Source organism: Streptomyces albipurpureus (assembly GCF_023701525.1).
GTDB classification, from domain to species: Bacteria; Actinomycetota; Actinomycetes; order Streptomycetales; family Streptomycetaceae; genus Streptomyces; species Streptomyces albipurpureus.
Window position 1 is genome coordinate 201061 of record NZ_JAMQAW010000009.1, and the last position, 26812, is coordinate 227872.

The 26812-nt window shown below is 68.6% G+C and carries 20 protein-coding genes; 10 read left to right on the forward strand and 10 right to left on the reverse strand.

The window, feature by feature from the left end:
• Positions 1 to 561 (forward strand): hypothetical protein (locus NBG84_RS11880; RefSeq protein WP_250919319.1); only part of this gene is annotated, 561 nt, incomplete at its 5' end.
• Positions 562 to 766: 205 nt separating this feature from the next.
• Here the strand turns inward: NBG84_RS11880 and NBG84_RS11885 are convergent.
• Positions 767 to 1051 carry a hypothetical protein gene (locus tag NBG84_RS11885; protein ID WP_250919320.1) on the reverse strand — a complete coding sequence of 95 codons (285 nt, stop codon included), beginning with the start codon at positions 1049 to 1051 and terminating at the stop codon, positions 767 to 769.
• A gap of 179 nt (positions 1052 to 1230) precedes the next feature.
• Between NBG84_RS11885 and NBG84_RS11890 the strand changes: the two genes are divergently transcribed.
• On the forward strand, positions 1231 to 1914 hold the full coding sequence (locus tag NBG84_RS11890) for a hypothetical protein (protein WP_250919321.1): 684 nt from the start codon (positions 1231 to 1233) through the stop codon (positions 1912 to 1914).
• Between the two features lie 43 nt (positions 1915 to 1957).
• On the opposite strand, the gene NBG84_RS11895 is transcribed toward NBG84_RS11890, so the two are convergent.
• Entirely contained in the window at positions 1958 to 3610 is a 1653-nt protein-coding gene (locus tag NBG84_RS11895) for an IS1182 family transposase (protein WP_250919322.1), read from the reverse strand.
• A gap of 395 nt (positions 3611 to 4005) precedes the next feature.
• Between NBG84_RS11895 and NBG84_RS11900 the strand changes: the two genes are divergently transcribed.
• Both NBG84_RS11900 and NBG84_RS11905 read left to right on the forward strand, forming a co-directional pair.
• Positions 4006 to 4608: a hypothetical protein gene (locus tag NBG84_RS11900; protein ID WP_250919323.1), complete on the forward strand. Its 603-nt coding sequence runs from the start codon at positions 4006 to 4008 to the stop codon at positions 4606 to 4608.
• Positions 4609 to 4643: 35 nt separating this feature from the next.
• Entirely contained in the window at positions 4644 to 5420 is a 777-nt protein-coding gene (locus tag NBG84_RS11905; protein ID WP_250919324.1) for a hypothetical protein, read from the forward strand.
• A 36-nt stretch (positions 5421 to 5456) separates the two neighbouring features.
• On the opposite strand, the gene NBG84_RS11910 is transcribed toward NBG84_RS11905, so the two are convergent.
• Together NBG84_RS11910 and NBG84_RS11915 are read right to left on the reverse strand one after the other, a co-directional pair.
• Positions 5457 to 5771 carry a 4a-hydroxytetrahydrobiopterin dehydratase gene (locus NBG84_RS11910; RefSeq protein ID WP_250919325.1) on the reverse strand — a complete coding sequence of 105 codons (315 nt, stop codon included), beginning with the start codon at positions 5769 to 5771 and terminating at the stop codon, positions 5457 to 5459.
• A 235-nt stretch (positions 5772 to 6006) separates the two neighbouring features.
• Positions 6007 to 6171 carry a hypothetical protein gene (locus tag NBG84_RS11915; RefSeq protein ID WP_250919326.1) on the reverse strand — a complete coding sequence of 55 codons (165 nt, stop codon included), beginning with the start codon at positions 6169 to 6171 and terminating at the stop codon, positions 6007 to 6009.
• Positions 6172 to 6562: 391 nt separating this feature from the next.
• Between NBG84_RS11915 and NBG84_RS11920 the strand changes: the two genes are divergently transcribed.
• On the forward strand, positions 6563 to 7912 hold the full coding sequence (locus tag NBG84_RS11920) for an NsdA family TPR-like regulatory protein (RefSeq protein WP_250919327.1): 1350 nt from the start codon (positions 6563 to 6565) through the stop codon (positions 7910 to 7912).
• Positions 7913 to 7999: 87 nt separating this feature from the next.
• Here NBG84_RS11920 and helR read toward each other — a convergent pair whose 3' ends face one another.
• Positions 8000 to 10147 carry an RNA polymerase recycling motor ATPase HelR gene (gene helR, locus NBG84_RS11925; RefSeq protein WP_250919328.1) on the reverse strand — a complete coding sequence of 716 codons (2148 nt, stop codon included), beginning with the start codon at positions 10145 to 10147 and terminating at the stop codon, positions 8000 to 8002.
• 789 nt (positions 10148 to 10936) lie between these two features.
• Between helR and NBG84_RS11930 the strand changes: the two genes are divergently transcribed.
• Both NBG84_RS11930 and NBG84_RS11935 read left to right on the forward strand, forming a co-directional pair.
• Complete coding sequence (locus tag NBG84_RS11930; RefSeq protein ID WP_250919329.1) at positions 10937 to 11161, forward strand: hypothetical protein; 225 nt, start codon at positions 10937 to 10939, stop codon at positions 11159 to 11161.
• A complete protein-coding gene (locus tag NBG84_RS11935) occupies positions 11154 to 11474 on the forward strand; it encodes a hypothetical protein (protein WP_250919330.1) in 321 nt (106 codons plus the stop codon). Before NBG84_RS11930 ends, NBG84_RS11935 begins: the two co-directional genes overlap by 8 nt.
• Before the next feature lie 280 nt (positions 11475 to 11754).
• Here the strand turns inward: NBG84_RS11935 and NBG84_RS11940 are convergent, their stop codons facing one another.
• Entirely contained in the window at positions 11755 to 12141 is a 387-nt protein-coding gene (locus tag NBG84_RS11940; RefSeq protein ID WP_250919331.1) for an ATP-binding protein, read from the reverse strand.
• Positions 12138 to 12530, reverse strand: a complete 393-nt coding sequence (locus NBG84_RS11945) for a helix-turn-helix domain-containing protein (RefSeq protein ID WP_250919332.1) — start codon at positions 12528 to 12530, stop codon at positions 12138 to 12140. Before NBG84_RS11945 ends, NBG84_RS11940 begins: the two co-directional genes overlap by 4 nt.
• A gap of 261 nt (positions 12531 to 12791) precedes the next feature.
• Between NBG84_RS11945 and NBG84_RS11950 the strand changes: the two genes are divergently transcribed.
• Positions 12792 to 14300 (forward strand): alpha/beta hydrolase, encoded by a 1509-nt coding sequence (locus NBG84_RS11950; protein WP_250919333.1) that lies wholly within the window; start codon positions 12792 to 12794, stop codon positions 14298 to 14300.
• 107 nt (positions 14301 to 14407) lie between these two features.
• Here the strand turns inward: NBG84_RS11950 and NBG84_RS11955 are convergent, their stop codons facing one another.
• The 3 genes from NBG84_RS11955 to NBG84_RS11965 all read right to left on the reverse strand — a co-directional run bounded on the left by NBG84_RS11955 (position 14408) and on the right by NBG84_RS11965 (position 22930).
• Positions 14408 to 19444: a DNA repair ATPase gene (locus NBG84_RS11955; RefSeq protein WP_250919334.1), complete on the reverse strand. Its 5037-nt coding sequence runs from the start codon at positions 19442 to 19444 to the stop codon at positions 14408 to 14410.
• A 366-nt stretch (positions 19445 to 19810) separates the two neighbouring features.
• Entirely contained in the window at positions 19811 to 21883 is a 2073-nt protein-coding gene (locus NBG84_RS11960; protein ID WP_250919335.1) for an SPFH domain-containing protein, read from the reverse strand.
• A gap of 456 nt (positions 21884 to 22339) precedes the next feature.
• Positions 22340 to 22930: a hypothetical protein gene (locus tag NBG84_RS11965; protein ID WP_250919336.1), complete on the reverse strand. Its 591-nt coding sequence runs from the start codon at positions 22928 to 22930 to the stop codon at positions 22340 to 22342.
• Between the two features lie 292 nt (positions 22931 to 23222).
• Here NBG84_RS11965 and NBG84_RS11970 point away from each other — a divergent pair, with 292 nt between their 5' ends.
• Positions 23223 to 24284 (forward strand): PucR family transcriptional regulator, encoded by a 1062-nt coding sequence (locus tag NBG84_RS11970; RefSeq protein ID WP_250919337.1) that lies wholly within the window; start codon positions 23223 to 23225, stop codon positions 24282 to 24284.
• 1078 nt (positions 24285 to 25362) lie between these two features.
• Positions 25363 to 26601: a phenylacetate--CoA ligase family protein gene (locus NBG84_RS11975; protein WP_250919338.1), complete on the forward strand. Its 1239-nt coding sequence runs from the start codon at positions 25363 to 25365 to the stop codon at positions 26599 to 26601.
• Positions 26602 to 26812: the final 211 nt, after the last annotated feature.

A 26812-nucleotide genomic window follows, 5' to 3' on the forward strand; every position in this document is an offset into this window, starting at 1 on the left:
GGCGCCACCAGCGCCGGGTACAAGGAAGAAGCGATGGTCGGTATGGAACGTCAGGGAATGTCGGATGGGCCAGCGGGTCGGGGCGGGGCCGACAGCAGTGACGACGCAAACGGGCGGACGGTCCGCTACCGGTTAAGCACCGCGCAGTTCGCTCTCCCGCTCACCAGCGCACTGCTGCTCGGTGAGCTGCTCTTCCAGGGCATCCCGCTGGTCACGGGTGAGCCGGTGACCGTCGCGGGAATACGGAACCATCTGGGAGTGATCGGCTTAGCCGCTCTGGGCGTCCTGGTACTGCCGCGCCCGGAGGCGGTCACCGCCACGCCGCGTTTCGTTACCTTCGCAAAGGGCGATCGGGGTAGGGCCGACTGGACGGACGTCCGCGACATCACCGTACGCCGCAGCGCGGGCATCGACCGGGTGCGGGTGTCCCTGAGGGACGGGCGGAGCGTCTTCCTGCGCGCCCCGATCTCCCTCCTGGACCGTCAATTCGACCAGAAGACAGAGGAACTGCAGGACTTCCTCCAGACATCTCGCCTCAACGGCGGTGCTGATACTGACTGAGTCCGGTCTCAGCAGGTGGTTCCCTGAAGTCTGCTTCAGATGCTCAGTGCGGTCATTTCGTCGACCAGGCCCCAGTGCCCCACCCAGGACAACACCCACGTGGGCTCGATCAACTGGGGAACCACAGCAGAACCACAGCACCGCCACCTGACGTCCTACGACGACAGGCTTGGGGGAGCCGCTGGCCAGTGGCGTGTGCGGTTACTCAGGGGTGGGTCTGTGCTCGGGTGAGTCTGTTGGCGGTGTTCTCGATCCACAGGAGGGCCCAGGTCACTCCGTCGTTGAAGCCGTCGGAGGTTTCCTCGCAACGTTCGGCGGCCCGTATCTGGTCGGCGAGGGACCGGAGTTCTTTTGCCAGGGCCTGCTGCTCGGCGTGGATGAGGGCGGCGATCGACTGGGACAGGTCTGGGACCGGCGCCGGTTCCCCCGCGGACCACTCCCGTGGCTCCTTCTGGGACAGCGGGGTTCCGAGCCAGGGGCCGCGTGCCACCGGGCCGGACTGCGGAGGTCCCGGCCCGCCGGTTCGCTCACCGCGGGGTGTCCAGGCCGCTAGCACGGGCGATGTCGTCGAGCATCGCGTCCTCGGCTTCCCGCTGCGCCGGTCCCGGCGGCGTTCGGTCCGTTAGCCTTCCCCGGGAAGTCCATCGCGATCACCCCCCGGGGAGTGCCATGTTCCGTACGACGCTGGGCAGTTCTGGCCGCGCTCTGCTGGTGGCCGCGATGGCGGTGGCGCTGGTCGGCTGCGGCGGGGACGGCAAGGAGTCCGCGAAGCCGAAGCCGACACCGAAGGCCGAACGTACCAACGGGCCCGGCAGCTATCAGCCGCCCAACCGTCTCTGTGATGTCATCGACTTCAGTGAGCTGGCGACCGCCGTCGGTCCCCTCCGTGGCAAGGCGGCATCCCATGAGACCGGTGCCGATCCGGCGAAGAGCAGCGGCTCCGAGTGCAAGCAGTCGCTCGGCAATGGCAGGGATCGGTACGCCCGTGCCGTCGTCCACTGCACCGCCTGGGCTCAGGTCGGCGAGGCCATCAGGATGCACGAGTACGCCAAGGAGTCGGCGGTCACCGACAAGAACGGCACCGTCGCCGTACCCGGGGTCGGGCGCCAGGCGTTCCGTTTTGTCTCCGCTGAGAAGGGCGTTTGGAAGGACGACCTTCGGATGATCGTCCGGGACAGCAATCTCGACTGTGAGATCCATGTCCAGAGCGGACACCCCAGGGACGAGCGGACCATGGACGCACGGGACAAGGACATCGCCTTCGCCGCCATGGGTGACACTCTCAAGGATCTGCTGCCGAAGCTGGCCGCCGTTTCCAATGGAAACGGCGCGCGGGCCCGGCCACTCCTTTGAGGACGCTGTTGGTCAATTCGGGCCTGGTTGCTTCGCCCCGTCGTTATGCGGCGGGGCGAAGTGCTGCGAGGTGGCTGGTGCGGGTGCGGGCATGGGGCTGGCCGCTGAGCCGGGCGCTGATGCGGATGAGGTTGATCGCGGCGGCGGTGAGCTGGTGCTGGAGGCTGGTCTTGGCCAGGCCGTGGTAGCGGGATCTGCGCAGACCGCAGGCTTGTATTGCCTGGGAGACAGTGCCCTCGACCCCGGCACGGATCTTGTAGCGGTCCTTCCACTCATCGGTCTGCTGGAGCTTGCGGGCCTGCTGAAGCGCTGCGTATTCCTCGCGGGGTTTGAGGTTGATCTCCCGACGTTGAGCCTTGGGGGAGTTGACGCATGCCCGCAGCTGAGGGCAGGTGCGGCAATCGGCCGGAGAGAACCGGACCCGGATGGTCGGCAGCCCGTCTTCCGAACGACGCTGGTGCCACTGTGTGCTGGTGACACCGTTCGGACAGGTCACATGCTGGTTGTCCCAGTCAATGGTGAACGCGTCCTGCCCGTAGGCGGCCTCGCCGCGGGCGTGCGGGACGGTCACGGACCTCATCGGTCCGTGCAGCGCGACGCCGTGATCACGCTGGGCGGCGGCCAGGGCCCCGGCATTGGCATAGCCGGTGTCGACCCAGTGCTCGCCGGGTAGCAGGTCCCGCCTCGCAAGGCCCGCATGCACGACGGCGGCCATGCGGTCGTCGGGCACGGTGGCGGCGGTGGTGGTCACATTCGTCACGAGGTGCACCGTCCCCGGCTCGCACGTCTCGGTGAGATGGACCTTGTAGCCGTCCCAGAAGATGTCGCGTTTGACGCTTCCCCGGGCGTGGACGTCATAGGGGGTGACCAGGCGTTCTGCGCCCGGTGGCCGGTCTTTTGGGTCCCGCCGCTCCACCTCGCCTTCCACCAAGTGGAACTGCTGGATCCACAGCTGCCGCAGGAGTTCCGCCTCCGGCAGTGCCCGAAGCGCCACGGGAGCGTCATCGGTCCAGATCATCTCCAGCAGCCGCATTCCGTCCCTGCCGATCCGGCGTCCCACCTCGGCCCGCTTGGCCTGGGCCTTGGGGAAACGGGAGTCTTCGATCCGGGTCGAGTAGTGCGTGAACCAGTCCGGCAGGGCGTGCGTGCTGAGCCAGTCCGGTTCGGTGCGCGCCACCGCGTTCAGTGCCGCCCGCAGACTCTCTCCGACCAGCTCCAGCCAGTTCAGGTCTCGAGCCGCAGACAGCACATGCGTGGAGTCGGTCCGCGCCTTGCCACCACGGCTGAGCAGCCCTTTCTCCCGGGCGGCGGCCAGGATTCCGTCCAACACCGGCCGACCGCCGTCGGCGGTGACCAGCCGGTCCCGGAACTCCGACAGCACGGAGAAGTCAAACCCCGGATCGGCCAGTTCCAGTGCCAGCGCGTACTTCCAGTCGATCCGAGCCCGCACCGCCTCTGCGGCCTGCCGGTCGGTCAGCCTCTCCACGAACTGCAACACGAGCACCAGCGCCAGCCGCCCCGGCGACCAGGCAGGCTTGCCCCGCACCGCAAACAGGCCCGCGAACTGCTCATCGGTGAACAGGACACCTAACTCGTCCCGCACCCGGATTGCCAGGCTCCCCTTCGGGAACGCTGCCCGCGCTACCCGCACCGTCTCCACCGGGATCTCCTCAGACCCCTTCGGCTGCATCGACACCCGCACCCACCCCATACGACAACGTCGGCCTTCAAGACCACAACCGGGTCTTGAAGGCCGACGTCACGCACGGCCCGGATTAACCAACAGCATCACTCCATGGACCGGGCCCGTGTCCTATGCGGTGATCGATGGTTTCGGGCCGGTACGGGCAGTGCGTCGGACGGCGGGTGGCTGGCGTACCGGCGGCGCTTGCTCGGAGACTGGTGCCTCGGACGCACCGAACGGACGCACCGAGCGGACGCGCTGACCGGGCGCACCGAGCGGACGCGCTGACCGGGCGCACCGAGCGGACGCGCTGACCGGGCGCACCGAGCGGACGCGCTGACCGGGCGCGTTGATCGGGAGCACCGAGCGGGCGCGTTGATCGGATCGATGGAGGGGAGGAGCAGTCCATGTTGTTTCGGCGGGATGTGCTGGACCGTGTGGTCACCGGTGAGGTGGAGCTGGCCTTTCGGCGCTGGCGTGAGGCCGAGGTCAGAAGTGGCGGATCGGTGCGGACGGCAGTGGGGATCATCGAGTTCGGCGATGTGGAGATCGTGACCGAGCAGGAGATAACCGCAGCGGATGTCCGCCGTGCGGGCTTCGACAGCAAAGGGGAGCTGCTGGAGAGCCTGAGGCAGGGCGAGGACCGGCGTATCCACCGCATCGGCATCCGCTTCGCGGGCACCGATCCCCGAGCGGAGTTGCGAAACGAAGCCGCTCTGTCCCCGCGGGAACTCGACGGGGAAGCCGCCCGCCTCATCCAGATCGACGCCCGCAGCAAGCGGGGCCCCTGGACCAGGGTGGTGCTGCGGCTGATCGATCAGAACCCGGCGGTGCCCGCTCGGGAACTCGCCGAAGCCCTCGGTCGTGAACTACCCCGGTTCAAGTCCGATGTGCGCAGGCTCAAGGAGTACGGCCTCACCGAGAGCCTGGAGATCGGCTATCGGCTCTCACCGCGCGGCCAACAGGTCCTGGCCCACCTCAACGCAAGCGACCCGAGTACCCCTGGGTGAAACCGTAGACAGATGTTCGACCGTCCCTATGATCGATGGCCAGCACACCTGGGGGGAATGCCATGGTCAAGGGATACGGACGGTTGGTCGCGGCCACCGCCGCGGGGGTACTGCTCCTCACGGGCTGCGGGTCGGACTCGGCGGCTGGGAAGCCGGACGCCAAGAAGCCGGCTGCTACCGAGCCCGCCAAGCCCGCCGAGGAACCGAGCACCAAGGGTCCGTCTCCCGAGCAGTCCGATCCGGCGAAGGCGAGTCCGCCGGCTCCGATCCGTCCCAAGGCCCTCACCGAGGCGGAACTGACCGCGCTCATGCCCATGGACGCGCTCCCCGGCTGGCGCAAGACCGGCGGCCCCCTCACCGAGGACATGAGGAAGCCGCTTCCCGGCGGCTACTGCGCCAGGAGCAATCCCAGCTGCGAGGGCCTTGCGTACCTGACCAACGCCCTCCTGCTGAAGGAGGACGCCGGAACCGCCGCCTTCCTCGTCTACGCCTACCGGGACACCCGGGCCGCGCAGGCCGCCTACAGCAATCTGTGGGCCGCCACCGCCCGTCAGGTACCGCCGCCGCACAAACCGATCACCCTTGGCCCGGTCGGTGAGCAACGCGACGCCCAGCGCGGCGAACGCCCCGGCATGGGCACCAGCGCCATGATCCAGGTCCGGGTGGGCACCACGGTGTTGGTGATCGAGACCGGTGGACTCGGCGGCAACCGCCCCACCGATGCCCAGGTCACCGACTGGGCCGCGATGTTCGCCGAGCGCTCCCGCCAGGCCCAGGCCGGCGAGACCCCCTCCGCGCGAGCCGGGAACTAGCGGGAACCACCGCCCCTTCTTCCGAAGGCCCCGGGCTCAGCCGTTCTCGATCTCAGCCCCGTGCTGGGCGGCCAGGGCGGTGATGCGGGTGGCGAGCGCGGTGTCCTGAGAGGTGATCGCCCCACCGGCGTTATGGGTGTTGAGGGCGAAGCCGATCGTCCCGTGGATGATGTCGACATAGGCGTGGTGGTTGGCCTCATCCTCGGCGGCGGCCACCGCCACATAGAACGGCGGCAGATCGCCGCGCTTGATCTCGAACGACGCGGTGAGTTTGCCGTCCCGCACGCTCCAGCCGGGCAGCTCGGCAAGGGCCTGATCGAGTTCGGCGCTGGTCAGTGGGGCGGCGGGCATACGGTCTCCTCAGATCGGCGGTGGGCCACCGGATGTGTTCCAGCGGCCTTCCCATGGACGGTTCCTCCACCTGCTCATGCCCTGGCGCGGTGCGCCCAGTGCTTCCTGAGCGCCGTGTACACCCGTTTGCGGGGTTCTGAAGTGGGCGCGGGTCCTCGTACCGTGCGGCGGTGGGGCCTCGGACCCGCACCGGCCTGCGGTCCTGTCCCCACCGCGGTGATGTCCCTTGCCCCGGTCACGGCGCGTCACCCCCCGCGCTGCGTAGGAGTGCGATCACCAGAGAGCCGACGAGGGCCAGCACGGCGAGTACGAAGACGACCTGATGAGCCGGTCCGACCTTCGGTGGATCATCGGGGTAGGGGCGGGTGTCCGTGTCCGGTCGGTGTTCTGTTTCGCTCATCGCGCCGCCTCTGCCCTGTTCGGAGCCGACGCGTTACACCAGCCGCGGCCCGCGGCTTCGCAGGTCCCGGTGGTGCCCGCCCTTGGTTGCTCAGCCCGTCGTCTCGCGAGCCCCCACCCGTTCTGCCGCGAACCGGCAGTGTGTGCGAGGTTGTCCTGCCCGAGTTCGGGGAGACGGTTTATGACGGTCCGCCGGATGGGGCCGATCACCCATGACTCCATGGTCGGGGTCATGTTCAGTAGGTCAGCTGTTGCTGGCACAGCAATCACCGCGTCTCCTTGTGCCCACTCCTGATCGCGGACAGTGCAGAGCCAACTGCGTAATGTGTGCGGGAGGGTACCGTGTTGAGAGGCGTGACCGTGAAAGTCATGAATTCTCCGGGGGAGTTGCCATGGTCGACACGACCCACAAACAGCGCAATGAAGGCCTTGAATCCCTGCTTGAACAGGCGCGATGGTCACGGACGCAGCTTGCTGCCGCGGTGAACCGGACCGGCGCCCAGGTGGGTCTCACACTGAAGTACGACCAGTCCGCCGTCTCCCATTGGCTTGCGGGTACCCAGCCGAGGGAGCAGGTCAGAGGTGTCATCCTCGAAACGCTGGGACGCAAGCTCGGCCGCACCCTGAGTTACCCGGAAGCCGGTCTTCGGCCACCGAAGGGGAAGGAAGCGGCTGCCAGCGGCAGCACTGTCGAATCCCTCCTGGATCTCGGAAGGGCCGATATGGACCCGTCGCGCCGCGGAGTACTGACAGCAGGCCTGTATTCGGCGGCGCTCTCCGTCCCGCTGTTCGCCGATGTGGCACATGCCGGGGAACGGGTGCGCACGGCCAAGACGGCCAGCCGTATCGGCGCCGGTGATGTGGCGACCGTTCGGGCCATCACCGATCGCATCGCCGACATCCTCGACGAACTGGGAGGAGGCCTCGCCCGACCCATGGCAGCCGCCTTCCTCGTCAACACCGTACTGCCGTATCTGCGCGCGTCGGCGAGTGAGAAGGATCGTGCCGACATGCTGTCCGCCGCTTCGGATCTGACGTATCTGACGGGCTGGATGGCGATGTACGAGCGGGAGCACGGCCTGGGGCAGAGGTACTACATCAAGGCGTTGAGGCTGGCCGGCGAGGCGGACGACCATGTGACGTACTGCCGGACCCTGCGGGGGATGAGCCTTCAGGCTTCGAGCCTCGGGCATGGGCGGAAGGCGTTGGAGCTGGCCGACTCCGCGGCCGAGGCGGCGCCGAAGGCCAGCCCCCGACTGGTGGCCTTCCTGCGCGGCCAGCAGGCGCATGCGGCCTCCATGGTCGGGGACGGCCAACAGGCCTTCTCCCGGCTCCGGGAGACGGAGGCCGCGCTCGCCAGGGCCGACTCACGGCGAGAGGCGATCGGTGGGTACGACAGGTCCGCGTACCAGTTCCACATCGCCCATGTGCTGTACGAGATGAAGGACCTCCCGGGTTCCATCGCGGCCCTCAAGGAATCGTTGAGGGCCCAGCCGCGACAGCAGCGGCAAGGCAGGGTGCACGCCAATGCCGTACTCGCACAACGCCAGTTCGAGCTGGGACACCTGGAGGAGGCCTGCGGCACTTGGGGAGCCTTCCTCGACGACTACACCAAGCTCTCCACCGCCCGGGGTGATGACCACTTCCGAACCATGCGCAGGCGCATCGCGCCCTACCGGCAGGTGCGGGCGGTACGGGAACTGGACAGCAGGGCCCGCCAAGTGGCCGAGGTGAAGGGCTGACGGGCGCGGCGAGCCGGGCAGCCCCGGTGGGGACCGGTATCGACAGCCCCGGTCGACTCGGCCCCAAGGCCCTTCATCCGACCGGCGTCAGGGGCTGTTGAGGATGACGAGTCGCTGGGTCGCCCGGGTCATCGCGACATAGCGGTCGACCGCACCCTCGATGCCCTTGCCGAACCCCTCCGGGTCGACGAGGACGACCAGATCGAATTCGAGCCCCTTCGACAGCTCCGGGGTCAGCGACCGAACGCGAGAGGTCGTCCGGAAGGTGGGATCGCCGATGACACACGCGATCCCATCCGCGTGCGCGGCGAGCCAGGTGTCCAGGATCGAGCTCAGATCCGCGGTGGATCCATGGACGACGGGGATACCGCTGCTGCGGATCGAGGTCGGCACATTCGCGTTGGGGAGCGCGGCCCGGATGACCGGCTCGGCCTCCGCCATGATCTCCTCCGGCGTCCGGTAGTTGATGCTCAGGGACGCCAGACGGATCCGGTCGAGCCCGATCCGCTCCAGCCGCTCCTGCCACGACTCCGTGAACCCGTGCCTGGCCTGGGCGCGATCCCCGACGATGGTGAAGCTCCGGGACGGGCAGCGCAGTAGCAGCATCTGCCACTGCGCGTCGGTCAGTTCCTGAGCCTCGTCCACCACGATATGGGCGAACGGGCCGGCGAGCAGGTCCGGTTCGACACTGGACAGCGCGGTCTCATCGATCAGGGCGTTCTTGATGTCGTTGCCGTGCAGCATCGTCATCACACCCTCGCCGTCGTCGTCGGCTTCCAGCAGTCGGTCGACGACCTTGGACATGCGCTCGCGCTCGGCGGCGACAGCGGCGGCGTGCTGACGCCTGCGCCGCGATGCCCCCGGATCGCCCAGCCGCTGCCGGGCCGCGTCCAGAAGGGGCAGGTCGGACACCGTCCAGGCCTGGGCGTCCGCGCGCTGCAACCGCGCCACGTCATCGGGGCTGAGCCAGGGAGCGCACCTGCGCAGGTAGGCGGGTACCGTCCACAGGTCTCCCACCAGGTCTGCCGCTTCGATCAGCGGCCAGGCGCGGTGGAAGGCCGTGCGCAGCTCCCTGTTCTGCGGCAGCGACTTGCGGAGCATGGCGGCCGAGGCGCCGTCGTTGTGCTTGTCCACCAGGATCGTGAGCAGCTCCTCCCAGACCTGGTCGCGCGCCTCATTGTGGGGAGTGCCGGGCTCCGCCGCGTCGAACGCCGCGGCCCAGTCGTCGGCGCTCAGCCAGATGTCGGACCAGTGGGTCGTGACCGTCATGCCCTGGGTGGGCGGCTCCTCGTAGAACCTCACGCCCGTCTCGATCGCCTTCACCAGCTTCGCGGACGACTTCAGCCGGGCCACCTGCGGGTCGGCCTCGACCGTCGCTGCGGCTCCCTCGGCGACGAGATCCCGCAGGGTGCAGGTCTGTACGCCCTCCTCACCGAGGCTGGGCAGCACATCGGCGACATAGCCCAGATAGGGCTGGTGCGGACCGACGAACAGCACGCCGCCCCGGCGGTGGCCCAGGCGAGGGTCGGAGTAGAGGAGGTAGGCGGAGCGATGCAGCGCGACGACGGTCTTCCCCGTACCCGGGCCGCCGTCGACCACGAGCGCGCCACGGGAACCCGCGCGGATGATGGCGTCCTGATCCGCCTGGATGGTGCCGAGCACATCACGCATCCGTGCCGACCGGTTGCTGCCCAGGCTGGCGATGAAGGCGGACTGGTCGTCGAGCGCCGCGTGCCCGGCAAACCCGTCCGAGGCGAAGACCTCGTCCCAGTAGTCGCTGATCAGGCCGCGGGTCCAGCGGTATCTACGGCGGCTCGCCAGACCCATCGGGTTGGCGTGGGTGGCGCCGAAGAACGGCTCAGCCGCGGGGGAGCGCCAGTCGAGCAGCAGCCGGCGACCCGAGCTGTCCGCTAGGCCGAGCCGTCCGACGTACACGGGCTCGGAGCCCTCCGCGCTGACCATGTGCCCGAGACAGAGATCCAGACCGAAGCGCCCCAGGGTGCGCAGCCGAGCGGTCACCCGGTGAACCTCCAGATCCCGGTCCATCGCCTGCTGGCCGCCGCCGCCGGGCGCCTTGCGCACGGCGTCGAGATGGTCGGACAGCTCGGTGATCGACTGCTGAAGGCACTCCGCGATGGCCGCGAAATGCCGCTCGTCGTCGGCGATCAGCTGCGGGTCAGCCTTGGCGGCGAGCCGGTCGGGAAGGTCAAACGCGCTGGTGGTCAGGGGGGTCATGCAGAGGCTCCGATCTGAGGCCGCTTGCAACCATTGCGCGCAGCGAGGCGTCTGGACCGGGCTGACGCACCTGGTGGCCGTGGCGGGCAGCGCTCCGCCTGACATGGACCCGGTGGCCGTCGTCGGTTCAGGTTGCCAGGGTTCGTGGGTTCTCGTGTCCTGGCTCGATGATCCCGTGTGTTCACGCGGGCACTGGCGGCCTCTCTCGGCTCATCGTCTTGAGTCGTCTTGAGTCGTGTCGAATCGTGTCGAGCAACAGCTCCTTGGCCACCGTGGTCCCATCGGTGCGGATCGTGCCGGCCACGGCGGTCGCTCGTACGTCGGTTCCGGAGGTCAGGGCGGTCCTGAGCGCGGCTGACAGGGACTCGGCGGTCGGGGTCGGACCGTCGGTCGGGTACCGCGCCCATGCCCAGGTCAGTCACCCGGCTCACCCAGTATGGCTGGTCCCCCAGCCGGGGGAAACCGGCCTCAGGACGCCGCCCTCGCGGCGCATGGCGCCGCCACCCGGCCCAACAGTGGCCCAGCGCCCGGACAGCCTCGACGGTGACCCGGGCGACATCCTTGCCGCGGCCCCCGGAGGTCTGTGCTGTCGGGTCCGCCTTCGGTCGTGTTGTGTTCAGGTGGACGGCCCTGCTCTGGCCGATGTGGCGGCTGAGGACGCCGAACGGCCGCCGGTCCGGACGGCTCCGGCGGTAGCTTGACAACAAGAGCCCAGGGGGTAGCTCGTTCGGGCGGTATGCCTCCCACTGGGCAGCCTCTCCCGTCGTTCGGCGCGTAGAACGTGGTGGCATGGCACTCGGCGACCGGCATCAGAAGAAGGATGTTGAAGCGGCCCTGAAGAGGGCGGAGGCGGTAGGCCTCAAGGTGACCCGTACCGGGAGGGGTCATCGATGGGGGTATCTGATCTGCTGCCCGTGCAACGACAGGTACAAGGTGCCCTGCACCCCGCAGAACCAGGAGGATGAGGCGCGTGACATCAATCGATTCACACGGAGGCATACGAACTGTGCGTAACTGGTACTTCAACCTGGTCCTTCAGGACGCTCTCACCGAAGAGCAGGATGACGCTCTGACGGAGCTGGCCAGCTTCCATGACGGTCGCATCAGCCTGGTGGAGGGGCCGGGCTACTCCCGGTTCATGTGCTCCTTCGATGCCGAGACCCTGACGGAAGCCATCGCGGACGCACTGAGTCGATTCGTGGACCTGCCGGGTGTTCTGGTCCGCAGTGTCGAACTGGACGAGTTCGCGCTGGAGGACAATGGCATGGCGACCCCCGCTGTGGTTCCCGCGCCGCCCCCGCTGGAGGCGTCCCCGTCGACACCGTGACACCGGGAAAGGGGTCCTGCCCCTTCACATTCATGAGCGATGTGGCCCCCCACGGGGCGGGCAGTCCGGATGCTGCTTCACGGCCCAACTCTCGATCAACAGGGCTGCACTCTCCTTCTGCCCCGAGCGCTAAGCCCTCAGGGTCCGCAGAAGCGCACACACGAGAGCGATGACCAGGGCGAGGAAGCGAGGGCGAAACCCCTACGGTGGGTTCGGGAGATGTCCGGTGCGTCCTCCCCCGGGGTGGGTTCCGTCGGGTCCGCCTCCGGGGGTGTTGTGTTCATCTGGGCAGCCCTGCCTGGGTTGGCTCGGTCGAGGCACGGAAGGTGCAGGTCACCACCTTGCCGGTCGATGTGACGCCGGACTCCCAGCGTTCGGTCAGCGCCTCCACCAGGAGCAGCCCCCGCCCGGTCTCCGCTGAACTGGAATGCCGGCGCGTGGTGGGTGGGGCGTGGACGGTGTCGCTGAGACGCAGGACCAACCGCTCGCCCTGGGGCTCGATCTCCAGATGGCAGACGCCTTCGGCGTGCTTGTGGACGTTGGCGAGCGGTTCGGTCACCACCAGCCCCACATCGGGGGCAGCCGATCCATGCCCGAGATCGTGGAGTCGGTCTATGACAACGCGGCGAATCACACCGATCTTCGACGGTTCCACGGTCAGACTCATGCACGGGCCGCGTGCTGAAGGTCGAGGAGGAGCGTGGGAAGGACGTCGGCAGTGTGCGTGCGATGGTCTCCGATGCCGTGCCACAGCAGCCACGCTTGTCGTACTCGTGCCAGCAACGCCTCCTCACCGTGAGGTTCAGCGCCTGAGGAACGGAAGGAGTATGTGGTGAGCGAGTCCTTCACCCTGCTCAGCGAAGGGTGAGACGCGTTGCTGTAGGCGGACGCGGTGACACGGTCGTCGCCGGTGAGATCGGCGAGGGAATCAACGCCCAGCACGTCGGCCATCCGCATCAGCATCGGCAGCCGTGGCATGAGCAGCCGACCCGACTCGATGCTCTTCCACCACTCGTACGAGTGGCCAACTCGTTCAGCCGCTGCGGCTCGGGTCATCCCCGCCGCTCTCTGGCTCGTCGGACCCGCTGAGCAAAGGTGTCCGGGGAAGTGTGTCCGTCATCTGAATCCGGCACGTCAGCACTCCGTTCTGACGTAGACACTCAGAACGCTACTCCTCGCAGCGACACGGGAGATGGACGTGGCGCTCTTGGATGAGCCACGGAGATGGCTTGGCGCCCCCGCCCCGGGGGTTACCCCCACCCCCGTCCACCGGCCATCCGGATGGGCCTCTGCCGCCGGATCAACAACCCTCTAGCCATGACGACTTACTCCTCCACTCCCGCGCTTCTCCTCGCCCTCTCCGCCACCCTCACCGGTGTCGTCGCCCCCGCTGCCCAGGCGGCGCCGGGCACCTCGGTCCCAGGGCAGCTCTTCTGGAAGTCCTGTGCTCAGCCGGGGGGTCCCCAGGTGCAGGAGTGTGCCGAGCTGTCGGTGCCGATCGACTATCGCGATCCCGGGGGAGAGCACATCAAACTCGCGGTCTCCCGTGTCCCCAGTGACCGGCCCGAGGCGCGGCGGGGGACGTTGATCGTGATTCCCGGGGGGCCGGGGTCATCCGGGGTGCAGCGGTTGACGCAGAAAGGGGCTGCCCTCCAGCGGGAGCTGAAGGGGGCCTATGACGTCGTCAGTTTTGATCCCCGGGGGGTCGGCGGCAGCACCACCGCCAGTTGCGGGCTTGCGGCGGAGGATCGGCGGTTGCCGAATCTGCGGTCCTGGCCCGCGGCCGACGGCCGGATCGATGAGAACGTCGCACGCTCCCGAAGGATCGCCGAGGCCTGCCACCGCGCGGGCGGCCCGGTACTCCGCAGCCTCAGCACCGCCAATGAAGTACGGGACATCGAGAGCTTCCGCAAGGCGCTCGGGGTCGCGAAGTTGTCCGCCGTGGGGAACTCCTATGGGACCTATGTGGGCGCGGTCTACGCCCAGAAGTACCCGCGGCGGACCGATCGTTGGGTGCTGGACAGCAGTGGCGACCCCAATCCGCGGCGGGTGGCCCGGGGCTGGCTGGCCAATACGGGGCAGGCCGTCGAGGATCGCTTCCCCGACTTCGCGGCCTGGGCCGTGCACCCGGACCGGGACGCCGATGGGCTGGGGCTGGGGGAGCGGGCGAAGGACATCCGGCCCGGGTTTCTGAAGCTGGCGCGGTCTCTGGACCGGGAGCCGAAGCAGACCACGACACCGGGTGTCCCCCTCACCGGAAACCTGCTGCGGCAGGCCCTCCATGTCTCCCTCTACAGCGATGCGGTGTTCCCCCAACTGGCCCGGCTGATCAGGGCCGCACAGGACCCGACGGTACGGCCGGTGTTGTCGGACGACCTGGTGAAGCCGATGAGCGATGAGGCCGCGGCGGTCACCATGGCGGTCATCTGCAATGACGCCCGGTGGCCCGGCCGAGTCTCCTCCTACCGGCGCGCGGTGGCCGCCGATCGTGCCGCGTATCCGCTGACCGCGGGGTTCCCGCGGAACATCACACCCTGTGCGTTCTGGAAGGACGCACCGGCCGATGAGCCGACGCGCATCACCGACGAGGGGCCCTCCAACATCCTGATGATCCAGAGCCTTCGTGATCCGTCCACACCGCACTTCGGCGGGCTGAGGATGCGGACGGCGCTCGGTGACCGGGCCCGGCTCGTCAGCGTGGACCAGGGGGGCCACTCGGTCTATCTCGGCATCGGCAACGTCTGCGGGGACCGCGCGGTGACCGCCTTTCTGACCACTGGTGAGCGTCCGGAGCGCGACACCCGCTGCCCGGCGAAGGGGAAGTAGGCCCCCGAGCAGGAACCACGGCCGGAGTCAGAGCAGGACCCGGCACCGAGACCGGCACCGAGACCGGCACCGAGACCGGCACCGAGACCGGTCGAGCCGGGCCGGGGCTAGCGCAGCCCCGGCCCCGGCCCCCGCTCAGCCGCGCCCGGTCCGGCCCCCCGCCCCGCGATGGCCGACTCCACCCCCGCCAGCCTCTCCGCCAGCACCCCCAGGGCCGCCACCGCCTTCCCCAGCGCGTCCCCCTCCGTCCCCCGCACATAGGCGGCCTTGATCTCATCCCAGCGGGCCGCGCCCCGCGCCCCCAGCCGTCCCCGAAGCTCCGCCAGCTTCAGCAGATTCGCCTCCGCGTCAGCGGTCAGGGTGCGGGCCTCGCCCGCGTAGTGGTCATCGATCACCGCGGACACCTCGGCGGCGTTCATCACGGGATTGATCCGCTGGGCGATCCGGTTGAGGTTGCGGTACGAGCCCTGGAGGCGGAACGGCGGTTCGGTGCGGGTGGCATCGGTCTGGCCGGCCGACGCGATGTAGGCGCTGTTCACCGCGAGTACCGTCGTACGGGCGGTCAGCAGATGCCCCAACACCGCCAGCACCCGGTCCAGCTCCTGCGGTGTGTAGGGATGCCTCAACCGATCGCGGTGTGCCGTGGGGTCCCCGGAGGCCAGTCGTACCAGCAGTTCCAGATCCGACCGTTCCCGTCCCGCCACGGGAGCGAGGACCGGATGCGAGGTCAGGGCGTTCTCGACGAAGCTCAGGGCGAAGGCGTCCTCCTTGCCGGTGAGCACATCGCCGAGATCCCACACATCGGCCCGGTTGGCGAGCATGTCGGGGATGCGGAAGCGCTGCCCGGACTCCGTATAGGGGTTTCCGGCCATGCACACGGCGAAGCGCTTACCGCGCAGATCGCGTCCGTTGAGGGTGCGGGTGGCGTCACAGAGCGGGATGAACTTCTGTAGCAACTCGGGGGACGTGTGCTGGATGTCGTCGAGATAGAGCAGCACATTGCTCCCCGCCTCCAGCGCGAACGCGATCTTCTCGACCTCCTGGCGGGCCGCTGCGTCCGGGGCCTGGGCCGGGTCCAGGGAGACGGTGCCCCGGCCCAGCGCCGGACCGTCCACCTTGACCAGTAGCAGTCCCAGCCGCTCGGCCACGTACTCGACCAGCGTGGTCTTTCCGTACCCGGGCGGGGACAGCAGCAGGAGCAGTCCGCCGCTGTCCGTGCGGCGGGCGTCCCCGGCCGCCCCCAACTGCTTGGCGAGGCTGTCCCCGATCAGGGGGAGATACACCTCGTCCACCAGGCGGTTGCGGACAAAGGCCGACATCCCCTTCGGCTGGTAGTCGGCCAGTCGCAGCCGGGTGCGCTCCTCGGTCGCCAGCCGTCCCCGCAGCTGCTGATAGGTCCGGAACCCCGGCGCTTCGACGGCCGCGAAACCCTCCGTTCGGAGGAGGAACTCATCCAGTCGCAGGGTGAGCGAGCCGCGCACGATCCGGGGGTGCTCGCCGAGCAGCCCGGTCACCGTCCCCGTCACCGGCGCGTCCGCCTGATGGCGCCCCAGCTCGGGGCAGAGCTCGATGGCCACGGCCTCCGCGAGATCCCCGGGGTCGGCCTGCTCACCCGAGGAATCCGCCCAGGCCGTGAGCCAGCCCTCGACCAGCCGGTGTGCCGCCGCGATCTCCCCGGCCGCCAACTGCTCCCGTACGTCGTCGCTGTAGGGACTGGAACCCACCGCCCGCGCGAACTTGTCGAGCAGGGTCCGGGCGGTGCCACCGGTGGTGAAGGACTCCCCGGACGCCAGCTCCGCCACCAGATAGCGGGCCGCTCCCGGATGGCTCACGGGCAGCTCGGAGCGGGCGAGGGCGGCCGTGACCTCGGTCCGCAGACCATCCAGCGCGTGCACCGCGCCGAAGACCTCCTGGGCGCGTGCCAGCGAAACGGCCTGCCGCACCCACCCCGCTCGCTGGGGCGCGGTCGTCCCATGCGCCCAGAACAGCTGTGCCGCGGCCCGTGCCGTGGCCGGGTGGGCCAGCAGTCCCGCTCCTTCCCGCAGCCGTACCACCAGCCGCAGGATCTTCTCCGTGTCATGGTCGTGGACCCCGCGCTCATAGCCCTCGTCATACGAGGTTTCCGCGGCCTTTCGCACCAGTGTCGGCAGATCGGCGCCCGCCACCGCCTCGGGCAGCAGCCGGGCTGCCAGATACTCCGCCCGATAGACGGCCGTCGACTCGGACGGCAGGGTGCGCGTCCAGTAGGGGCGGGTGGCGGCGAAGGCGGGATCGGTGACCGGGGCCCGGTAGTCGGTGCCGGTGAGGGCGAAGGCGAGTCCGCCATCGCCGTCCGGTACGAGGGTGAGCTCGGGCGCCCGGGTGGTGACCGCGAACCGATGGCTGCCGAGGCGGATGGTGCCCCCACCGTCCGTGAAGAGTTCGGTACGGTCCCGCAGCGCCCGCGCGGCCTCCTGACGGGCCGCCTTCAGCCGCCCGACCAGCTCGTCCGCCCTTACCTGATCCCCGAGTTCCCGCAGCTCATCGGCGGTACGACGGACCTTGACCGGCATCGGGTCGGAGGCGAAGTAGGCATGGACCGCGTCCGCGCTCTCCAACGCGGCGGCCCGCCGGGTGATCGACTCCAGTACTCGACCCGCCGATTCGGCGAGCCGCTGGGCCCGTCGGGCACGGGCGTCCTGAAGGGTGCTCCGGCGTGCCGAGAACGCCTCGTACACCTCCGTCCGCTTCTCGGTGATCCGGTCCAGGAAGTCGTCCTGGGTGGCGAACCTGGACTCCAGGCCCTCCAGTTGCGGCAGCAGTCTGGCCAGTTGGTGGTCACAGCCGTCGGGGGTGTCGGCGGCGGCCAGCGCCCCGGTGACCGTCTGGGCGAACAGGGCGAACTCGGCGGTGAACTCGGCCCGGCCCTCCTGGTCGAGCAGTTCCCGGCGGCGGGCCCGCAGGGTGGCTCGGGCCCGGTTCACCGCGCCCATGGCGTCGGCGATCCGCTCCAGAATCCCGGTGCGTACGGTCGTCTCGCCGCTCTCCAGGCCGGTGACGGACTCGGTCAGCGCACGCAGCCCCTCGGCCCGCTGGGCCAGCTCTCCATCGGCGCTGTCCGTGGCGGCCGCGGTCGGCAACTCGGACACGCTGGCCGCGACCTCGTCGGCCTGCTCGTGGTAGCCCGCGAACGCGTCATCGCGCTGGAGGAAGGCCATGGCCCGACGCGCGGCCGACGCGGTGTCCTGCTCGATGTCGAGGGCGAGGGTGTCGATCGCGGCGGTGTCGGCGTACCGCATCTCACGCAGTGCCAGCAGCTGGCCGTGCGAGATCCGCAGCTCGGCGATCCGGGCCACCCACTCCTCCGCGGTGGCCGGAGCCTCCCCTCGGATACGTCGGACCAGCCGGGTGATCCGAGCCGTTGTCCCGGCGAGCGAGTCGGCCGCCTGCCGGGTCAGCGCCTGTACGGTGGTGAACTCCTCCAGCACCTGTTCGGCGGTGGCCCGCACCTCGTCCAGCGGGGTGCGAAGATCCCCGGTGTCCGGGTCGTCCAGCCAGTGGCAGCGGTCGACGGTACGGGAGCAGAGCGCGACCAGCGCCTGGTACACCTCGGCGGTCGGCACCGTCTCGATCGCCTGCCGGGCGATGGACAGGCAGTCCGAGATCCCCCGCACCAGATCGGCGTTGCCGATCCGCGCCAGGGGTCCGGAGCCGCCCGGCCCGGAGTGGGCCGCCGAGGCGTTCTCCGAGGCGTTCTCCGAGACGTAGGGAGTGCGCCAGAGCTGTACCAGGTGGATTCGCGTGGGCTCATCGGTCCGGCCGTCCCGCAACGCGACGAGCGTCCCGTCGTCGAAGAGCGCGTACCCCACACAACTCAGCGGGCTCGCGGCCTCCTTGCGGATGGTGTTGTACGCGAGGAGCAGCGCCCGGCCACCGGCCTTGGTCTGGAAGACGAACAGCACGTCCTCGCCGCCGGGCGAAGGCACCGCCGTCTCGAACTCCAATCCGGCCGTGTCCACATCGAAGGCACGCACCTCCCCACCGGCCAGGCAGTAGCCGCCGGGGAAGACGATCCCCTGGTCATCGGGCAGCCGACGACAGGACTGGCCGATACCGTCCAACCTGGCCACGGTCCGGGTGACCGTGTTGAACACCAGATAGCGCCGGGTCTCCTCCTTGTACGGCCTGATCCGCAACAGCAGCAGCGCCCCGACGCGGGCATACCCCACCTCGGCATCGGCGAGGGCCTGCAGGGGCTCGTCGACCGGCTCGCGGTACACCCCGTCCGCGCTCTCCGTGTCATTGTCCGTCTTGATGGTCAATGACCCGCCGACGGTGGAGACATAGGCGTCCTCACCGATGGCGATATGGGGATGGCGGCCCAGGACGTGACTCTCCCGCCCGACCGGCGTCCACTCGATGTCATACGCGGGTGTCTGAGCGAGGTCACGATCGCCCCGCCCGTCGAGGAAGCGGGCCGAGCCGTCCTGGGCCAGCTCCCAGCGCAGTACCCGGACCGCGTCGGCCCGCTCATCCGTGCCCTCGCCCTTGTCGCCGGTACGGAAGACAGCGAGCAGCCGATCCTCCACCCGGCGCAACCGCAGCAGGCGAGCGCCCTGGTAGTAGCGGCAGAGGGCGGCGAACTCGGCGACAAAGGCGGGATCGTCGAGAAGGCCGGGCACGGCGTGGTGGGGGAGTGGCCCGAGTTCCCGGCTGTAGAGGGCGAAGACATCGGATACGGCGGTACGGGGGCTGAGCGCGGCGGATGGATCGACGCCGAAGAGCAGGGTGTCGCCGATGGCCACGAGGTCCCTTGGGTGGCCCGGCGAGGTGGTGGTGAGCCGCTCGGTGGCCGTGAGCGTCATCTCGGTGGAACCGAAGGCGGCGACCCGGGCCGTGTTGAGCTCCTCGGCACGGTTCGCCAACTCGGCCGCCCGGTTTCGCAGTCGATCGCGCAACACCTCATAGGTGGTGGCGTCGATGGTGGCGGCCGCGGTATCCGCGTCCTGGGTGCGTACGGGCGGTGCGTTGCCGGCGGACCCACCCGGGCCGGTGTCCGCCGGACGCGGGCCCGGGGTGTCCTCGGTCGGGTGGGGAGCCCCGGCCGACCCCACTGAGCCGCCCTGTCCTTCTGCGGGCATCACGGCGTCCGTACCGGTTTCCATCTGGTTCAGCTCCCTCGAAGTGCGGTGGCGGTGGCGGTGGGTGGCAAGGCGGCGTGGGGGCGAGAACGGGCACCGGGGAGCAGCTGCCGCCCCCCGCGCGGCAGCTGCTCCCCTCCCCCGACTCAGGGCCCTGGCTCTGAGTCGGCGCCTGGCCCGGAGACCCGGCCCCCGAAGGCCCCCGAATGACGCCCGAGAGACGCCCGAGAGACCCTCGGCGAGCTGGGCCCGGCCGTTTGAACCGAGCTCCGGCCCGTTGAACCGGTCCTGGCTCGCTGACCGGCCCGTCGCCCGTTGAGTCCCTTGAGCCCGACGGATCATGCGTATCGGATGGGTCGCGTGTATCGGGCAGGTCGGGCGGATCGGGCGTCAGGTCTTGGTGACCCCATTGACCGCGGTCGGCGCGGACAGGGCGGCCAATGGCGTGTCCCCGAGGCCGAGCCGGTTGGCCGCGTCGAGCAGCTGCGCCAGCTGCCCGCTCTGCTCGCTCTGTTCGCCGCCGCTCTTCATCAGCTTCATCAGCAGTGCGGAGACGGTCAGGTTCTGTACATCCGCGGTCGACACCGAACCGAGGATCGACGTCAGATCGTCGGTGAAGGACGCCGAACCGTCCAACCAGGGCCCGGCGAGCGTCTGCGCGGTCTGGGAGTTCCGCATAAAGCCGTCCACGCCCTTGCCCAGCGAGATCGACTGCACCAGCCGGTCGAAGAAGATCGAGTCACCGCCGACGATGTCGATGTCGGCGTTCTCCAGACCGGTCGCCAGGATGGTCGCCTGTGCTTCGGCGATCTGCCGCTGCACATCGAGCCCGGCGAGCCGGATCTCCTTCTCCGCCGCCAGCCGCAGTCGGTACTCCTCATGGGTACGGGACGCCTCATCCAGCGCGGCCATCGCGGCGGCCTTCTCGGTGAGGCCTGCGGCCTCGGCCTTCAGCTTCTCGCCGATGGCGGTCGCCTCGGCGAGCGCCATCGCCCGGTTGCCGTCGGCCTCCGCGGTGAGCCGCGCGGCCATCGCGTCGGCCTCGGCGCGGCCCGTCTTCTCGATGGCACCCGCCTCCATCTCCTTGACCCGTACGGCGGCGAGCCCCTCGGCCGCCGCCTCCGCCTGGACCCCCTCGGCCAGTCGGATCTTGGCGCGGGCATCCATATCGGCCGCCTTGCTGCGGGCCTCGGCGAGGGTCAGCTCCTCGGCCGCCCGGTGGACCGCGGACTGCTCCGCAGCCTCCGCCGCCTTGATGTCCTTGACCAGCAGCTCCTGGGCTGAGGCCTCCGCGGCGATGACCACCGACTGGCGCTTGCGCTCGGCCTCCTCAACGGCCCGCAGCCGCTTGATGGACTCCTCCTGCTCGGCCACCGTACGGTCCACGGCGACCCGCTCCCGGATCACCTCGGCGATCTCCCGGCGCTCGCCCTCCAACTCCTTCTCCGCCGAGATCCGGGTCAACCCGGTCTCCCGCTCCCGGGCGATGACCTCAAGCAGCCGGTCCTTCTCGATCCGCTCGGTCTCGATGGCGATCACCCGCTCGCGGTTCTTCGCGGCGACGGCGACCTCGCGGTTCTGGTTCTCGCGCTGGATGCCCAGCTGCTCCTCGGTCTTGAGGAACGCGCTCTGCGAACGCAGCCGCTCCTCCTCCACCACCTTTGCCGTCTCGGCCTCCTCACGGGCCCTTACGGTGTCGATCTCGCGGCGCTGCTTGATCTCGGCATCGGCCTGGCGCCGCTCCAGCTCCAGGATCGCCTCCCGGGCGTCGACGTTCTGCCGGGTGATCTCCTTCTCCTCGTTGCGCTGGAACTCATTGGTGCGCACATGCTCGATGGCGGTCAGCTCGGTGATCTTCCGAATGCCCTGGGCGTCCAGGATGTTGTTGCTGTCGAGCTGCGCCAGTGGCGTCTGCTCCAGATAGTCGATGGCCGCGTCTTCCAGGCTGTAGCCGTTGAGGTCGGTGCCGATGACCTGGATGATCCGGTCCCGGAACTCATCCCGCTTGGTGTAGAGGTCCGTGAAGTCCAGCTGCTTGCCCACGGTCTTCAACGCCTCGGAGAACTTGGCGTTGAACAGCTCCTGGAGGGTTGTCTGGTCGCTGGCGCGGGCGGTGCCGATCGCCTGGGCGACCTTGATGACGTCCTCGACGGTCTTGTTGACGCGGACGAAGAACGAGATGCGGATATCGGCGCGGATGTTGTCCTGGCAGATCAGCCCGTCGCGGCCGGTACGCGATATCTCGATGGCCTTCACCGAGATGTCCATGACCTCCGCCTTGTGGAGGACGGGAAGCACCACTTGCCCGGTAAAGGTGACATCGACTCTGCGCATCCGGGAGACGATCAGCGCCTTGCCCTGCTCCACCTTGCGGAACAGCCGGCTGACGACAAAGAGCATGGCGATGGCGATCAATAGCACAACGGCGATCAGTAGGCCGACGCCGATGGTGATGGTGTCCATAAGGAGTTCCCTGGTGAGAGCGGGTGGGCCGGGTGGCCTCGGGCGAAGTCAAGGGGGCCGCGGGGGACCACTTTCGGGCTGCGGGCGGTCCATCCGGGGTGCAGGGTGGAAGGCGGCGGCAGTGTTGGGCTGGGTCTCGGCGGTCCATCCGGGCGGGGATGCCAGTGCCGCCGCGGGGTTGTGTCCGATGCCGATGGCGGCCATCCGGTGAGGGCTCTACAGCGGTGACAGTCCTGCGTTGTTGACGCGAGCTGGGCGCGGGCCCTGCCGTGACGCGCCGCTGCCGGTGTGAAGTGCCGGTGTGAAGTGCCGGTGTGAAGTATCGGTGTGGAATGTCGGTGGGCTGCTGTCGGTGTCAACCGGTGTGGTGGGCGCCTGGTGTTGACTCTGGTCGTGCCCCTGAGCGGTGCGAGCACCACCAGCAGGGCCTCCGGTACCCGTGGCCAGGCGCCCGGTTCAGTAGGGCGCGACCCAGAAGAACTCGCCAGCGTCGTCGTACGCGTACAGCAGCCCGGTACTCCCCAGGGCCAGCGCAGCGGTCACATCGAGCCCACTGCGGCGCACCTGAACCAGTGCCGTGGAGCCATCCAGCGCGGTGACCTCGGCCTGGCCGAAGCCCTCATCGACCCGTCGCGTACGGATGGTGCAGGTCAGGCCGACGAAGTCGATACGCGACGGGCCGGGTTCATCAGGGAACAGCCTCGCCAGTGGGCGTACCAGCAGTCGGGTCAGCCGCCAGGCGCAGAACAGTGACGCCGGCACCAGGACCACGGCCAGCAGACGGTGCGACCCTTGGGCCGTACCCGTCTCGGCCAGCAGCACCGAACCGCTGAGGCTCATGGTCCATGCCAGGGCGATCACCAACGACACCGAGACGGAGACGGGAACCCCACCCAGACTCAGTGCGTCGGTATCCATATCGGCGTCGAAGGAGTCATGTCCGACCGCGCCCACCAACACCAGCACCCAGAAGCAGATGACTACGACCAGGGCCGCGGTGAAGAGCATGGTCGGGAAGTGGAACACATGGTCAAGGAACTCGCCCATCACTGATCCCCCCTCACGCAGACCTACCCGGCTGCGCCTCCGTCGTCCCGCGCCCTCGGCCCGCTCCCCGCAGGCTCAGAGACGGAACCCTCATTTCCGCTATCCGGCATGGAGCAGGCTCCCCGCCGTCCATGGACCGCATTCTGGCTGTATGGCACGTCTGTTCGCACTGCCGTAGTCCGGCAATCTTTACGCGTTCTTAATGCCGGTCGCGGACCGGCGGGTGTACATGACACTCTTGCGGCGGGGCGTTAAGAAGGCGTCAGGGAAGCGTCAAGATGGGGAGCGAGCCATGGCGGATCCGCAGATATCCGAGGACCATCTTGGTGACTATGCCCAGATCTTGGCGAGCGCTTGCTCTACCGGGCGCAGGCTGAGCCGCGATGAGCTGGAGCTGCTGCGCAGCCGGGGCGAGCGGGCCGCGGAGGCCGGTATCGGACTGCGCGTCCTGGTTCGAGCCCAACTCGCCGCCGCCCAGACCCTCCGCCCGGACCTGCCGAGGGACGCCGCCGAGCATCTCCTTGCCGCAGTTGAGCAGGCGGTGGACGCCTTCGCCTCCGGTCATGAGCGGGCCCAGCGGCTGGCTGTGCGCCAGGAGGAGGCGGCGCGCCGGGAGTTCATCGACGATCTGCTCTACGGCCGCAGCGACCTCGGCCGGCTCGCCCAACGAGCCGAGCGCTTCGGGCTGCTGCTGTCCCACGCCCACGCTGTGGCGGTGGCCCAGGGCCCGGAACCCTACGACGACGGCTATCCGGTGGCGCGCCAGGTGGAGTCGGCGCTGATCGCCCGGTTCGGACATCGGAGCATCCTGCTGACCACCAAGGACGGCCGGCTGATCTGCATCGCGCCGGCCGACCAGGACGAGGTGCTCAGCTTCTTCGCCAAGCAGGCCTATGCGGCGACCGACGGCGGCCGGGTGGCGATCGGCCGGGCCCATCCGGGCGCGGGCGGGGTTGTGCACTCCTATGAAGAGGCGCTGAACGCCCTCGATCTCGCCGCCACCATGGGACTTCCGGACCCGGTGCTACGGGCGGCCGATCTGCTGGTGTACCCGGTGCTCACCCGTGATCGGCAGGCGATGACCGATCTGGTGGAGAGTGTGCTCGGGCCGCTGCGACAGGCGCGCGGCGGTGCGCAACCGCTGCTGGACACACTGACCGCGTACTTCGATACGGGATGTGTGGCTGCGGAGGCGGCCCGCCGACTCTCCCTGAGCGTGCGTGCGATGACCTATCGGCTGGACCGCATCCATCGGCTGACGGGAGCGGACCCGGGCGATCCCGTGCACCGGTACACCCTTCAGACCGCGGTCATCGGAGCCCGGCTGATGGGCTGGCCGGACCGGGTGCAGTAGGTCTTGGTGGATTGCCGACCCCGGTAGCGCGCTCTCGCCGAAACCCGCCTTGTCGCTCCAACAGAGGTTGACTGGCTGTCAGAACCCCGCTGTCCCCGGATAACTCGCCCGGTATCCCCCTGAGTCGACAAAGTCAGGCGTACGTCGGGCTACTTCGGTGCCCGTCGGGGTCCTCCGAACGGCACCGAGCCCTGCCGGAGAGCCCCCAGCCGAGGGGCATCGGCTGACGACGTCGCCTGCTCGACGCCGGGGCAGTGGCGGGGGCGGCTGGTTCCACTTGTCGTACCGTGCCGCCTTCGCCCGGGTATTTGAGGCCGTACGGAATGCATCGGTATCCGAAATCGGCGATACAGAGCGTGGATAGCGGACAAGCCGGATAAGGATGTACGACACGCGCAGCGCATGCCCTGTCCCGGTACTGTCCGAAAAGTGATTACGGGCAAGGTAGTCAGGGAAATCGATGAGTGTTCTCTCATTCGGCAATCCATTGACATGGGCATTGGTTGCTCATAGCTTCCAGGAAAGCGGAAGAGCGGCCACCGTCGTTCACCCGCGATCACACCGGAGGTCCACTATGGAACGCCTCATCAAGAAGATGGCCCAGGAAGCCAACTGGAACGCGTGGAACTCCGCAAACTCGGCCGCGGCTGAAAAGTCAGGCTGCGTCAGCGCCAAGTCGGGCTGCGTTAGCTCCGCGCCCAAGTCGGGGTGCGTCAGCTCCGCGCCGAAGGCCGGCTGTATTTCCTAGTACACAGCGCAGCGGGCATAGGCGGGCCGGACGGCGCTTCTTCGTCCGCCGTCCGACCCTCCCCTGACCCGCCTGTGTGACGCGAGGCGTTACCCGTAGATATCCCTGGACTCTCGACCCAGTTGAATTCTCTCAGCCGCTCCCCTGTAATCATGCAATACGGTCCGGAGCCAGCTGAATTCCCGGAGTAAGTCAGTATTCGGTTGATGCGTTGATGCGTTGATGCGTTGATGCGCGGCCATTGGTTGAGCTCCCGAGAGTTCCCCGACATCCCGAGTGAGCCATATCTCCTTGAGTTTAAGTCTTCACAGAGCGGATTGAAGGTCAGACGTGGACGGTCAGCCGAGCTCCGACATCATCGATGAGATCCGGGACATTCCCCTCTATCGGACGTCGATCGAGCAGGGCTTCTTCCCCATCCTGGAGAAGCCGGAGATAGCCCGCGGATTCCCTGACAACTGGATGACACCCGCGCTGGCCAAGGCGCTGGAGGAGGGTGAGGCGGAGTTCGTCCTCTCCACCGGTACCAACCACGCCCGTATGCAGATCATCCGGCCGCCCTACTTCCTGCTGAAGACCTACTACCGGCTCTGGAGCGAGCACCCCGACATCGCCGACACCTGGCACGAAGGCTGCCGCCGTGTCTCGCTCACCACTCTGCTCGCGACCGAGCACGTGGCCCGGGTCAACGCCAAGAAGCGCGGGGTCCTCCCCGAGGGCGTACCGACACTGGACGCCCGCCGGCTCGATGAGCGAACCGTCTATCTGAACCTCCGACTCGACCCCGCCCTCTGGCTCCGCGAGGACGTCGAGCGGATGATCGGTGAGATCCGCACCGAACAGCGGGCGCACCCCCAGGGCCGCTACCACCTCGACTGCTCCGGCTACCACCTGGCGCATCTGATCCGCAAAGCCAGGGAGTGGGGCCTGTGGGCTGACTTCCCCCAGCCCGCGAGCGTGATCACGGCCTACGAGTACACCCCGGCGAATGTCCGCGCCTATCTGGAGCGCTACCTGGACTGCCCGGTCGTCGACCTGTTCGGCAGCACCGAGCTCGGCTACCTCTACTACAGCGACCACAACGGCCGCTACCACCCGTATCTCGACCGGATGAGTCTGGAACTGATCCCGGTCGCGCCCGGCAGCCATATCCACAGCCTCATCGTGACGAGCCTCCGCAGCCCCCATATGCCGCTGATCCGCTACCGCTCCGGCGACTGCGTGCGGACGATCGACGGCTCGACCGACCCCGCGAAGGTGACCCGCTTCTGCGGTCGGGAGAAGGAGCTGCTGCCCACTCCGCGCGGTCTGGTCTCCCAGGGCGACCTCGACGACGCCGTCACCACCGCGGCGCCCTCGGTCTTCCTCTACCAGCTGCGCACGGAAGGCGATGACGGCCTGAGGCTGCTGTGCACGACGTTCGACGGCGCGCCGCTCGAAGCGGCCGAGCAGGTCGGCCTTGAGAAGTTCATCGGTGAACTCACCGGACTTCCCTGCCAGGCCGAGCACCGCACCCACATCCCGATCGGGATATCGGGCAAGTACGCCTGGTTGAAGAAGGATTCCTAGATATTCGAGGTTTCCGGTCTGACTCTCGTCTCTCCGTTCCAGGACTCCTGTCTCCCACCTTCGGAGCCCTTCCCCGGAGTCCCGGAACGGAAAGCGTGAGCTGGCACCGGATAGCTGCCGCCTGGGGGCCGTATCCCCCAGATCCGTAACCCAGGTGTGGCAACCGGGCTCGTGATCCGGATAGCAGAAATCCGGATCACGCGCCAGGGAA